Origin of the sequence: Pigmentiphaga soli, from assembly GCF_039541095.1 — a bacterium.
In the GTDB taxonomy this organism is placed as follows: domain Bacteria; phylum Pseudomonadota; class Gammaproteobacteria; order Burkholderiales; family Burkholderiaceae_B; genus Pigmentiphaga; species Pigmentiphaga soli.
The window spans coordinates 1-12,214 of record NZ_BAABFO010000001.1 but is presented as its reverse complement, the minus strand read 5'-3'; the positions used below and the strand labels follow the sequence as shown (position 1 = coordinate 12,214).

General features: G+C 70.9%; 11 protein-coding genes and 1 pseudogene. 5 read left to right on the top strand and 7 right to left on the bottom strand.

What is annotated here, in order from left to right:
• Window positions 1–18: 18 nt before the first annotated feature.
• Window positions 19–366, bottom strand: a complete 348-nt coding sequence (locus ABD927_RS00060) for a heavy metal resistance regulator (protein ID WP_345245050.1) — start codon at window positions 364–366, stop codon at window positions 19–21.
• A 140-nt stretch (window positions 367–506) separates the two neighbouring features.
• Between ABD927_RS00060 and ABD927_RS00055 the strand changes: the two genes are divergently transcribed.
• Both ABD927_RS00055 and ABD927_RS00050 read left to right on the top strand, forming a co-directional pair.
• A complete protein-coding gene (locus ABD927_RS00055) occupies window positions 507–761 on the top strand; it encodes a FitA-like ribbon-helix-helix domain-containing protein (protein WP_345245048.1) in 255 nt (84 codons plus the stop codon).
• Window positions 758–957, top strand: a pseudogene (locus ABD927_RS00050) (PIN domain-containing protein). Before ABD927_RS00055 ends, ABD927_RS00050 begins: the two are co-directional and overlap by 4 nt.
• A 53-nt stretch (window positions 958–1,010) precedes the next feature.
• On the opposite strand, the gene ABD927_RS00045 reads toward ABD927_RS00050, so the two are convergent.
• From ABD927_RS00045 to ABD927_RS00020, 6 genes are all read right to left on the bottom strand, one after another.
• Entirely contained in the window at window positions 1,011–2,477 is a 1,467-nt protein-coding gene (locus tag ABD927_RS00045) for an NAD-dependent succinate-semialdehyde dehydrogenase (RefSeq protein WP_345245046.1), read from the bottom strand.
• Window positions 2,478–2,500: 23 nt separating this feature from the next.
• The gene (locus ABD927_RS00040; protein ID WP_345245045.1) at window positions 2,501–3,724 is read right to left on the bottom strand and encodes an iron-containing alcohol dehydrogenase; all 1,224 of its coding nucleotides are present in this window, start codon (window positions 3,722–3,724) and stop codon (window positions 2,501–2,503) included.
• A 70-nt stretch (window positions 3,725–3,794) separates the two neighbouring features.
• On the bottom strand, window positions 3,795–4,811 hold the full coding sequence (locus ABD927_RS00035; RefSeq protein WP_345245043.1) for an Ldh family oxidoreductase: 1,017 nt from the start codon (window positions 4,809–4,811) through the stop codon (window positions 3,795–3,797).
• A gap of 71 nt (window positions 4,812–4,882) precedes the next feature.
• The gene (locus tag ABD927_RS00030; RefSeq protein ID WP_345245041.1) at window positions 4,883–5,080 is read right to left on the bottom strand and encodes a hypothetical protein; all 198 of its coding nucleotides are present in this window, start codon (window positions 5,078–5,080) and stop codon (window positions 4,883–4,885) included.
• Window positions 5,081–5,150: 70 nt separating this feature from the next.
• Window positions 5,151–6,341 carry an MFS transporter gene (locus ABD927_RS00025; protein WP_345245039.1) on the bottom strand — a complete coding sequence of 397 codons (1,191 nt, stop codon included), beginning with the start codon at window positions 6,339–6,341 and terminating at the stop codon, window positions 5,151–5,153.
• Entirely contained in the window at window positions 6,338–7,225 is an 888-nt protein-coding gene (locus tag ABD927_RS00020; protein ID WP_345245037.1) for a LysR substrate-binding domain-containing protein, read from the bottom strand. Before ABD927_RS00020 ends, ABD927_RS00025 begins: the two co-directional genes overlap by 4 nt.
• 106 nt (window positions 7,226–7,331) lie before the next feature.
• On the opposite strand from ABD927_RS00020, the gene ABD927_RS00015 reads away from it, so the two are divergent.
• From ABD927_RS00015 to ABD927_RS00005, 3 genes are all read left to right on the top strand, one after another.
• A complete protein-coding gene (locus ABD927_RS00015) occupies window positions 7,332–8,519 on the top strand; it encodes an acyl-CoA dehydrogenase (RefSeq protein ID WP_345245035.1) in 1,188 nt (395 codons plus the stop codon).
• A gap of 145 nt (window positions 8,520–8,664) precedes the next feature.
• Window positions 8,665–9,870, top strand: coding sequence for a CaiB/BaiF CoA transferase family protein (locus tag ABD927_RS00010; protein ID WP_345245033.1), 1,206 nt, complete (start codon window positions 8,665–8,667; stop codon window positions 9,868–9,870).
• A gap of 118 nt (window positions 9,871–9,988) precedes the next feature.
• A partial coding sequence (locus tag ABD927_RS00005; RefSeq protein ID WP_345245031.1) for a CHASE3 domain-containing protein occupies window positions 9,989–12,214 on the top strand: 2,226 nt, incomplete at its 3' end.

The following is a 12,214-nucleotide window of genomic DNA, read 5'->3' as shown; positions in this document are numbered from 1 at the left end:
GAGGAGGTGCCTCGCTGGTCAGGCGAGGCGGGGCCATTTGGGCCGTTCAGGGACGGCGGCCGGGCGCGATTCGAACGCGTCGTGCAGCGGCGCGAACCTAATCGCCGCAACCGCCATGTCCGTCATGGGCATGGCAGTGTCCGCGAACACGGCATGCATCGACACGAAGTGACACGCCACGCAATCACCGTGGACGGGCTGCTTGGCAGCGCCGTGTCCGTCGTCGCCGATGTCGATATGCGTATGGTGGCCGAAATGCGTCTGCGCAGCGCCGTCGCCATCCACGCAATAGCGCGCCGCGGCCGACCAGGCGCCCTGGAACGGGACGGCCAGCACGAGAAGGAGGATGACGAGCGCTCTACGCATGGTGTCGCATTGTACAGAAACCGGGTGACAGTCCGGCTTGCCCCGCACCTGTTCCGTGCTTGCTCCACACTCGCCCCGATGCTGTCAAATCGATAAAAATTGACAGCATTGATTGCATTTCATGTTCAAGGAGTCCGGTCATGGCCGTCCTCACCGTACGCAATGTCCCCGACGAAATACACCGCGCCCTGCGCGTGCGGGCGGCACGGCACGACCACAGCACCGAGGCGGAAATCCGCGCCATCCTGGCCGACGCGGTCAAACCCCAGAAGCGCGTCCGCATGGGAGACGCGCTGGCCGCACTGGGCCGCACGATCGGGCTGACCAACGCGGACGTCGAAGCAACCGGGCAGGCGCGCGACCGGAAACAGGCCGAACCGATGAAATTCGAATGATCGTTCTCGACACCAACGTTGTTTCCGAGGCAATGAAGCCGACCCCGGCCCCGGCCGTGCTCGAGTGGCTCAACGAGCAGCGCCCGATGGCTGTATCGCCGCAATTGCGGCGGCGCACGGGTTCATCGCCGCGTCGCGCGACACGGCGCCGTTCGAGGCGGCCGGGGTGCGCGTGGTCAATCCCTGGCGGGCGTAACCCGCGGGAGCGGGCATGCAGCCGGGCGGCGGCTTGCGCCGCCGCCTTTCTCATCACCAGCTGGTGGCGATGTACTTGGCTTCCATGAACTCCAGGATGCCGTGGTGCGCGCCCTCGCGGCCCAGGCCGCTCTGCTTGACGCCGCCGAACGGCGCGGCCGGGTCGGACACCAGGCCGCGGTTCAGCGCCACCATGCCGCTTTCGATCGCTTCCGACACGCGCAGGCCGCGCTTCAGGTCGCCGGTGAACACGTAGGACACCAGGCCGTACTCGGTGGCGTTGGCCAGTTCGATGGCCTCGGCCTCGTCGTCGAACACGACGATGGGCGCGACCGGCCCGAAGATTTCCTCGCTCAGCACCTTGGCGTCGCGCGGCACGTCGGCCAGCACGGTGGGCAGGTAGAAGAATCCCGTGCGATCCAGCCGCTTGCCGCCGGTCAGCACGCGCGCGCCCTTGGCCACGGCGTCGTCGACCAGCTCGGCCACCTTGGCGACCGCGGCGGCGTTGACCAGCGGGCCGCAGTTGGTGGTGGGCTTGACGCCGTCGTCGACCACCATCTTGCCCATGCGCTCGGCCATGCGCGCGGCGAAGGCCTCGGCCAGGCCGCGCTGCACGTAGAAGCGGTTGGCCGCGGTGCAGGCCTCGCCGCCGTTGCGCATCTTGGCGATCATGGCGGCCTCGACCGCGGCGTCGAGGTCGGCGTCGTCGAACACCACGAACGGCGCGTTGCCGCCCAGCTCCATCGAGCAGTTGAGGATCTGGCCGGCGGCGCTGCGCAGCAGCACGCGGCCGACCTCGGTCGAGCCGGTGAACGACAGCTTGCGCACGCGCGGATCCTGCAGGATGGCGTCGATCACCTTGCCGGAGGTGGAGGTGGTGATGACGTTGACCACGCCGTCGGGCACGCCCGCTTCCTTGAACAGCGCCGCCAGTGCGTAGGCGGTGAGCGGGGTTTCGGTGGCCGGCTTGAGCACGCAGGTGCAGCCGGCGGCCAGCGCCGGCGCGATCTTGCGGGTGGCCATCGCGGCCGGGAAGTTCCACGGCGTGACCAGCACCGACACGCCGATCGGCTGGTACTGCACCAGGATGCGGTTGGCGCCGCCGGGGGCGATGGCGAGGTCGCCGTTGATCCGCACGGCCTCTTCGGCGAACCAGCGGAAGAATTCGGCGGCGTAGATCACTTCGCCCATCGCGTCGCTCAGCGCCTTGCCGTTTTCGAGCGAGATCAGGCGCGCCAGGTGGTCTTTGTCGCGGATCATCAGCTCGAAGCACTTGCGCAGGATCTCGCCGCGCTGGCGCGGCGGCATGCGGGCGAAGGCCGGCGCCGCGGCGGCGGCGGCGTCGACCGCGGCCTGCGCGTCTTCGATGCTGGCGTTGGCGATGCTGGCGATGACCTGCTCGGTGGACGGATCGAAGACGTCGATGCGCTCACGCGAGCCGGGCAGCCAGGCGCCGCCGATGAACAGATCGGTGGGGACGTCGGTGACGGACTGCGAAGATGGCTTGGCGACAGATGACATGGTGTGTCTCACAGGTAGGATGGCTATCCGCGCCATGCGCGGTCGCCGCGGAACGCGGCCGCCACGATGGCGTGCATGGTGCGCTCGTCCAGCGGACGAGGGTTGTTGGTGACGAGCCGGGCCGCCAGCATGGACTGGGCGGCCACCCAGCCGATGCGGTCTTGCGGCAGGCCCAGTTCGGCCAGCGTGCGGGGCACGCCGGCGCCGTCCAGCAAGGCCGCGACGGCGTCGATCGCCGCGTCGGCCAGGCGCTCCGGGTCGTCGCCGGCCACGTTCATGGCGCGGGCGATCTGGGCGAACTCGTCGGTGCAGGCGGGGCGGTTGTAGGCCATCACGTAGGGCATCAGCTGGGCGACGCCGACCGCATGCGCGGTATGCGTCAACGCCCCTACAGGATACTGGATCGCGTGGGCGGCTGCCGTGCCGGCCGCGCCGAAGGCCAGCCCGGCGTGCAGCGCGCCCAGCATCAGCCCGGCCCGGGCCTGGCCGTCGGCGCCGTCGGCCAGCGCGCGCGGCAGCCAGCGGGCGATGGCGCCGATGGCCGACAGCGCGTAGGCGTCGCTGAGCGCGTTCTTGCCGACGAACACGCGTTCCCCGGCCAGCGCCGCCGTGGGTTCGCGGCGTACCGCGGTGAACGACTCGATGGCGTGGGTCAACGCGTCGGCCGCCGAATAGGCCGTCAGCCGGGGCGGGCAGGAGGTGGTGAGGTCGGGGTCGCAGATCGCCGCGTGCGGAATCAGATAAGGGGTGGAGACGCCCACCTTCAGGTCGCGCGCGTCGTCGGCCAGCACCGCCACCGGCGTCACCTCGGAGCCGGTGCCGGAGGTGGTGGGCAGCGCGATCACCGGCCGCACCGGGCCGGGCACGTTCAGCTCGCCGTAATAGCGGTCGAGCGGCCCGTCGTGGGCCAGCAGCAGGCTGACCAGCTTGGCCATGTCCATGCAGCTGCCGCCGCCCACGCCGACCACCACTTCGGGGTCGAAGCCGCGCATGGCGTCCACGCAGGCATGGATGCCGGCGGCCGGCAGCTCGGCCTCGGTGCCGTCGTAGACGCGGGCCTCGACGCCCGCCTCGCGCAGATTGTCCACCAGGGCGCCCAGTTCCGGGGCGGCGCCGAAGCGCGGGTCGGTGCAGAGCAGCGCGCGGCGGCCGAGCGCGACGGCGGTCCGGCCCAGGGCGAAGCGTTGGCCGTGGCCGAACAGGATCAGGCGGGGCGAGCGGGTGACGCCGAACGATGCAGTGCTCATGATGCGGTCCTTGGAGGAAAAGTGGAGGCGGCGGCACCGGACGCCGGCGCGGCGCGCCGGCCGGCCCGGTTCAGCCCTGCGCCGGCCGCGACAGGGCGACGATCTCGCGCCATACCGGTTCGGCCAGCCGGATGCCGTCGCGCAGCCGCGCCTCGCGGCTGTCGCGGCCGCGGTCGCCCGGCACCAGCACCGGTTCGCCGGGCCGGGCGGGCGGGCAGGCGCGGATGGCGTCCAGGTAGGCGGCGATCGCGCGCGCCGCGGCCGAGCCGGCCGGCTCGATCACGATGAAGACGTCGCCCTTGTTGCAGGGCTCGGTGGCGTCGAGCGTGCCGCGCACGTCGGCGCCCAGCGCGGCGCCGGTCAGGGCCGTCACCAGCACTTCGAACGCCAGGCCGAGCGCATAGCCCTTGGCGCCGCCGAACGGCGCGATCGCGCCGTCGCGGGCGGCGGCGGCATCGGTGGTGGGCTCGCCGGCGGCGTCGAGCGCCCAGCCGGGCGACAAGGGCTGGCCGCGGTGCGCGTAGTCGTGGATCTGCCCCATCGACACCAGGCTGGTGGCCATGTCGAGCACGAAGGGGTGGGGCCGGGCCGGCACGCCGATCGCGATCGGATTGGTGCCGAGCAGGGCCTTGCGGCCGCCCCAGGGATGCACCAGCGCCTCGCTGGTGGTGAGCGCGATCAGCGCCTGCCCGCCGCGCGCCACGCGTTCGGCGTACCAGCCGATCATGCCCAGGTGGTTGTTGTTGCGGATCGCGGCGGCCGCCACGCCGGTGCGGCGCGCGCGCTCGCCGATGCGGTCGAGCGCGGCGCAGGCCACCACCGGGCCGAGCCCGCGATTGCCGTCGACGTCGAGGAAGGCCTCGCCGCGCCACAGCGCGTCGCCTTCGGTGACCGGATCGCACACGCCGTTGCGGATGCGCTGGACCACCCGCGGCAGGCGCAGCAGGCCGTGCGAGGCGCGGCCGGCCAGTTCGGCGTCCACCAGCAAGTCTACCTGGAGGCGGGCATGGGCGGGCGGGACGCCGGCGCGGCCGAGCGCGGCCATGGCGGTCTCCACCGCTTCGGTGTAGCTGATCGTCAGGGTCATTTTTCAAAAATCCGATCGGATATCGTATTTTCGGCGCGACTCCGCGCCAGCGTCAAGCCGTGCAAATGCGGTCAGGCCGTTTCGTCGTCGTATTCGGCTTCGGCGATCCGGCGCCTCAATGCGCGCGCATCCACGTCCTGGTGGCCGTAATCGAGCACCAGCTGGTGCGTGTTGGACCCTTCCGGCTCGTCGCCATGGGGCGGCAGGAATTCGAACGCGCTCAGCCTGCGCTGGCTGAGCTGGCGCATGTACAACAGCAGTTTTCTCATGGCGGCCCCCCGGCCGGAGATCCCGACACGGCACACACTATCACAGGCTTCGCCCGGCGGCCCGGAGACACTAGGACCGGCGCCGGTTCAACAGCGCGTGGCGGAACGCCAGCGCCACGGCCGGCATCAGCACCGCCGCCAGCGCGAAGGCCCACGGCATGCCCAACGCGCCGTCGATCTGCGCGACGGTCCACACCCCCACCGACTGTCCGGTGAACAGAAAGGACGCGAACATCGACACCGCCGTGCCGCGCACCTGCGGCGCCATCTGGGTGGCATTGGTCTGCAGCGTGCTGTGCAGCAGGTAATAGCCGAAACCCGACAGCAGCGCCGCCGGCAGCGTCAGCGTCCACGACGGCGCGCCCAGGAAAACCAGGAACACCACGCACAGCGACAGGGCGGCGCCGGCGGCCATGCCCGCCTCGCCCAGCCGCGGCACCAGCCGGCGGGCGGAGCCCACGTAGACATAGCCGCCCAGCGCGAACATCGCGCCGGTCATGCCGGCGAGCGTGGCCGACACGCCGAAGCGCTGCTGCAGGTAATTGGGCACGAAGGCCAGGATGCCGAACACGATCGCGCCTTCCATGAAACCCGTGGCCAGCACCACGCGCGCCCAGCGCACGCGGAACAGCGTGCCAAGCGCGGCGAAGACGTGCGGCCGCGGACCGGACGGCGGCAGGTCGGGCCGCGCAGGCCGGAACAGCAGCAGCGCGCCGCCGGCGGCCAGGTACACCAGGCCGAGGAACACGAAGCCGGCCCGCCAGCCCAGCGTATCGGCGAACATGCCGCTGATCAGCTGGCCGCCGGCGATGCCGGTGATCGAGCCCAGCAGGAAGCGCGCCAGCGTGGCCTGCCGCCGTTCGTAGGGCACGCGGTCGCCCAGCCAGGCAAGCGCCAGCGGCATGATGCCGGCTCCGGCCGCGCCCGACAGGATGCGGCACACGATCAGCATGTCGAGCGACGGCGCGAACGCCGCGCCGATGCTGCCGATCGAACACAGCAGCGTGGCCGCGGTGATGGTGCGGTACTTGCCGATGCGGTCGCCCAGCGGGCCGTACAGGAACTGGGCGATGCCGTAGGCGATCGCGAACACCGTCACTGCCCGCGACGCGCTGCCGGTGCTGACGGCGAACTCGCGCGCCAGGTGCGGCAGCAGCGGATCGACGATGCGGAATGCGCTGGCGCTAGCGAACGAGGCCAGGGCCAGCAGGAATACGGAAAGGCCGGAAGGCGGCGGGGCGGCGGATTCGGATGTCGTCATCGGGTGGCCTGCTGCACCAGCCAGTCGCCGAAGGAGGCCAGCGCCGGATCGCCGGTGCGGTGTTCGGGATGGATGAAGTAATACGACAGATCGCTGGCGAACGGATGGCTGGCCAGCACCACCAGCCGGCCGCTGCGCAGTTCCTCTTCGGCCAGCAGCTCGGGCACCAGCGCCGCGCCCATGCCGTGCGCCGCGGCCTCCATCGCCATCGAGAACAGCTCCATGCGCGGCCCGGCCAGCGCGGCCTCGACCAGCAGCCCTTGCGAGGCGAACCAACGGCGCCAGGCATAGGGCCGCGTGCTCATCTGCAGCAGCGGCATGGCGGCCACCTCGCGCGCGGCAAGCTGGCCGCGGCCGGCCAGCCACTGCGGCGCGCCCAGGGCCAGCAGGCGCTCGGGCATCAGCAGGCGGGCGCGGGTGCCCGGCCAGCGGCCGTCGCCGGCATGGATGGCGGCGTCGAGGCGGGTTTCGTCGAACAGGAAGGGCCGGGTATTGGCCTGCAGGTGGATGGTGATGTGGGGATGGCTGCGCTGGAACGCGGGCAGCCGCGGAACCAGCCAGCGCGTGCCGAAGGTGGGTACCACCGCGACGTCGAGCGAGCCGCCGGCGCCGGCCTTGGCCATCACTTCGAGCGTGTCGCGCTCGACGTCGTCCAGCCGCGCGCGTACGCTGCGGCTGTACTGCAGCCCGGCCGGGGTCAGCACCACGCCGCGCCGCGAGCGCCGGAACAGCGCCACGCCCACGAACTGCTCGAGCGCCGCGATCTGCCGGCACACCGCGCTTTGCGTGACGGCCAGCTCGTCGGCCGCCAGCGTGAAGCTCTGGTGGCGGGCGGCCGCCTCGAACGCGGCCAGGGCGGCGGTCGACGGGATCTTCCGTCGCATCGAGGCCTCCTTCGGAGTGCGCAACACGCACAATAGATTGCGAATAAATCGGTTGGCGGCCAGCTTCGCCGCCGATAGAGTCTAGCCCATCATCATGGAGACAAGCATGCGTTCTACGAATACCGGAAACGCTTTCCAGTGGGACGACCCCCTGGGCCTGGACAGCCAGCTGGCCGACGACGAGCGCCAAATCCGGGACGCGGCCGCCGCCTACTGCCAGGACCGCCTGGCGGCCCGCGTGCTGCAGGATTTCCGCGAACAGCGCACCGAAGCGGCGGTGTTCCGCGAAATGGGCGAGCTCGGCCTGCTGGGCGCCACGGTGCCCGAAACCTACGGCGGCGCCGGCCTGAACTACGTCTGCTACGGCCTGATCGCGCGCGAGGTGGAACGGGTCGATTCCGGCTATCGCTCGATGATGAGCGTGCAAAGCTCGCTGGTGATGCTGCCGATCCACGTGTTCGGCACCGAGGCCCAGCGGCAGCAATACCTGCCCCGGCTGGCAAGCGGCGAATCGATCGGCTGTTTCGGCCTGACCGAGCCCGACCACGGCTCCGACCCCGGCGGCATGGCCACCCGCGCCCGCAAGGCGCCCGGCGGCTACCTGCTGCGCGGCAACAAGATGTGGATCACCAACGCGCCGATCGCCGACGTGTTCGTGGTCTGGGCCAAGGACGACGACGGCGCGATCCGCGGCTTCATCCTGGAAAAAGGCTGGAAGGGCCTGAGCGCGCCGGTGATCCACGGCAAGGTCGGCCTGCGCACCTCGATCACCGGCGAGATCGTGATGGACGACGTGTTCGTGCCTGAAGAGAACGCCTTCCCCGAGGTGCGCGGCCTGAAAGGGCCCTTCACCTGCCTGAACAGCGCCCGCTACGGCATCGCGTGGGGCGCCATGGGCGCGGCCGAAGACTGCTTCCACCGGGCGCGCCAGTACGTGCTCGACCGCCGCCAGTTCGGCCGCCCGCTGGCCGCCAACCAGCTGGTCCAGAAAAAGCTGGCCGACATGCTCACCGAGATCGCGCTCGGCCTGCAAGGCTGCCTGCGCCTGGGCCGCATGAAAGACGACGGCGGCGCGCCGGTGGAGGCCACCTCGATCCTGAAGCGCAACAACTGCGGCAAGGCGCTCGACATCGCCCGCGTCGCGCGCGACATGCTGGGCGGCAACGGCATCAGCGACGAGTTCGGCATCGCCCGCCACCTGGTCAACCTGGAAGTCGTCAACACCTACGAAGGCACGCACGACGTGCACGCGCTGATACTGGGCCGCGCCATCACCGGCATCGCCGCTTTCTAGGATGAAGCCCACCCGTACGCGCTTCGCGCGCCCGAAGGAAAGCCCCACCCCTACGCGCTTCGCGCTCCCCTCAAGGGGCGATGCGAGCGGACCGGCGGAGCCGGATCCGCCGCATCCTGGAGGGGGGGGCGCTAGTTCGGGGGCCGTGGGAGGTGCGACGGACGTCGCTGCCGGGCGAGCGGCGCTGGCCAGCCTCAAGGTGCTCGACCTGTCGCGCGTGCTGGCCGGCCCGTGGGCGGGCCAGTTGCTGGGGGACCTGGGCGCCGACGTAGTCAAGGTGGAACACCCGGGCCGCGGCGACGATACCCGGGCCTGGGGGCCGCCGTGGCTGCGCGATCCGCAGGGCGAGCCCACTGCCGAGGCCGCCTACTATCTGGCCGCCAACCGCAACAAGCGCTCGGTGGCGATCGACCTGGCCACGCCCGAGGGCCGGGCGCAGGCGCGCCGGCTGGCGGCGCGGGCCGACGTGCTGCTGGAAAACTTCAAGGTGGGCGGCCTGAAGCAGTACGGCCTCGACTACGAAAGCCTGCGCCAGGTCAACCCGCGCCTGATCCACTGCTCCATCACCGGCTTCGGTCAGGACGGCCCCTACGCCAGCCGGCCCGGCTACGACTTCCTGATCCAGGGCATGGGCGGCCTGATGAGCCTGACCGGCCGCCCCGACGGCGAGCCCGGCGGCGGACCGCTGAAGGTGGGCGTGGCGCTGACCGACGTCATGACCGGCCTGTACGCCACCGTGGCGGTGCTGGCCGCGCTGGCGCACCGCCAGGCCACCGGGCGCGGCCAGCATATCGACCTTGCGCTGCTCGACGTGCAGGTCGCCACGCTGGCCAACCAGGCCTCCAGCTACCTGGTGGGCGGCGCCGTGCCGGGCCGCATGGGCAATGCCCATCCCAGCATCGTGCCGTACCAGGACTTTCCCACCGCCGACGGCTACATGATCATCGCGGTCGGCAACGACGGCCAGTTCGGGCGGCTGTGCCAGGTGCTGGGGCATCCGGAGTGGGCCGCCGACCCGCGCTTCCTCACCAATCCGCAGCGCGTGGCCCATCGCGATGCGCTGGTGGCGCTGATCGCCGGCGTCACCGCCAGCCGCGCCACTGCCGACTGGGTGGCCGCGCTCGAGGCCGCCACCGTGCCCTGCGGCCCGATCAACACCCTCGACCGGGTGTTCGCCGATCCCCAGGTGCAAGCCCGCGGCATGCGGGTCGAGGTGCCCCATCCGCTGGGCGTCACGGTACCCCTGACCGCCAACCCCATCCGCCTGTCGGACTCGCCGGTGGCCTACCGCCGCCCGCCGCCGATGCTGGGCGAACACACCGACGAAGTCCTGCGCGACTGGGAGGCGTAGCCAAGGCTCGGCTTCTCTCTTTCTTGTATCATCGTCGGCGCGCCTCCCCCTCCCCACACGCCCTGCCGGCCACCGACCGCGGCCGACGGCGCGTTGCCGTTTTCGTGCCGAGCCGCCCATGACCAGCGAACCCGCGATCGATTCGAACAAATTCCGCCGCATCATCCGCCGCAACATCGTGCTGCCCCTGGGCATGGGGGCGCTGACGATCGTGGTGTTCGTGGCGTTGATCGCCTACCTGCTGTCGTCGCTGAACTGGGTCGAACATTCGGAGCGGGTCATCTCCACCGCCAACCAGCTGGCGCGGCTGGCGGTGGACCGCCAGACCAGCGTGCGCGGCTTCCTGCTCGCCGGCGACGAATCCTACCTGACCGAATACACCGCGGGCCGGCCGCAATTCGCCAACCAGGCCGCCACGCTGAAGGACCTGGTCTCCGACAATCCCCCGCAAGTGGCCCGGGTGACCCGCATCGAATCGCTGCTGGCCACGTGGGAACAGGCCGTCGAACCGCTGATACAGATGCGGCGGACCGCCGGCAGCTACCAGCCGCCGCCGGGCTCCGGACTGGGCAAGGTGCAGTTCGACGCGCTGCGCAAGGAGTTCGGCGATTTCCTCGACACCGAGATGCGGCTGCGCCAGGAGCGCAACGAGACGGCGCGCAACGTGACCACCACCGCGGTCGTCCTGTTCGTGGCCGCCAGCCTGCTGATCAGCGCGTTGCTGGCCGTGTTCGGCCGGCGCGAACTGATGTCGCTGTCGGCCGCCTACGGCGAAGCGCTGCGGCAGCACCAGCGGCACGCCGAATTCCTGCAGCATCAGGCATGGCTGCGCACGGGCCAGACCGAACTGGCCGAGCAGGTGGCGGGCCAGCCCGGGCTGGGCGAGCTGGGCCGCACCATCCTCGATTTCCTGTCGCGCTACGTGGGCGTGGCTGTGGGCGCGCTGTACGTGCGGCGCGACGACGGCAGCCTGGGCCGCGCGGCCTCGTACGGGTTCAGCCGCGAAGGCGAACAGGCCGAGCAGAACTTCCACGAAGGCGAGGGCCTGGTCGGCCAGGCGGCCATGGGCAACCGCGTCATCCGCCTCGACGACGTGCCCGCCGACTACCTGAAGGTGACTTCCGGACTGGGCGGGAGCGAACCGCGGCAGCTGGTGCTGCAGCCGATCGCCAGCGACGGCGTGGTCAACGGCGTGGTCGAACTGGGCTTCATGCGGCCCGTGGCAGAGCGCGACCTGGAATTCCTCCAGCTGGCCTCGTCCAGCATGGGTGCCTACGTCAGCGCCGCGCTGTACCGCCAGCGGCTGCGCGACGCGCTGTCGGAAACCCAGCAACTGAACGAGGAACTGCAGGTCCAGCAGGAAGAACTGCGCACCGCCAACGAGGAACTGGAAGCACAGTCGCGCTCGCTGGAGGAATCGCGCGCCAGCCTGGAGAACCAGGCGGCGGAGCTGGAACAGACCAACGAACAGCTGGCCCACCAGGCGCAGATGCTGGACCAGAAAAACGATGCCCTGAGCCAGGCGCAGGCCGAACTGCAGCGGCACGCCGACGAGTTGCAGCGCGCCAGCCGCTACAAGTCGGAATTCCTGGCCAATATGTCGCACGAGCTGCGCACGCCGCTCAACAGTTCGCTGATCCTGGCCAAGCTGCTGGCCGAAAACCGCCAGGGCAACCTGACCGAAGAGCAGACCAAGTTCGCGCAAACCATCTACTCTTCCGGCAACGACCTGCTCACGCTGATCAACGACATCCTCGACATCTCCAAGGTCGAGGCCGGCAAGCTGGAACTCTCGCCCCAGGACGTGCCGCTGGAAAAGCTGGCCGGCTCCCTGCGCACCGCGTTCGAGCCGCTGGCGGCGCAACGGGGCCTGGCGTTCGCGGTGCGGATCGAGCCCGGCACCCCGGCCTCGATCCATACCGACCCGCAGCGCCTGAGCCAGATCCTGAAGAACCTGCTGTCGAACGCGATCAAGTTCACCGACGCCGGCCACGTCGCGCTGTCGATCGGCCCGGCGCCCCACGACGGCCTGCGCTTCGCGGTCAGCGATTCCGGCATCGGCATCGCGCCCGACCAGCAGGACGTGATCTTCGACGCCTTCCGCCAGGCCGACGGCACCGCCAGCCGCCGCCACGGCGGCACCGGGCTGGGGCTGTCGATCTCGCGCGACCTGGCGGTGCTGCTGGGCGGCTCGATCGGCGTGGAAAGCTCGCCCGGCCGCGGCAGCACTTTCACGCTCACGCTGCCGCGGCTGTTCGCCGGCCCGGCCGAACGGACGGCCCTGCCCGCCGCCCCGGCGCCGGCCGCCGCGCCGGCCGCCCGGCCCGCGGCGCCGCCCCTGCCG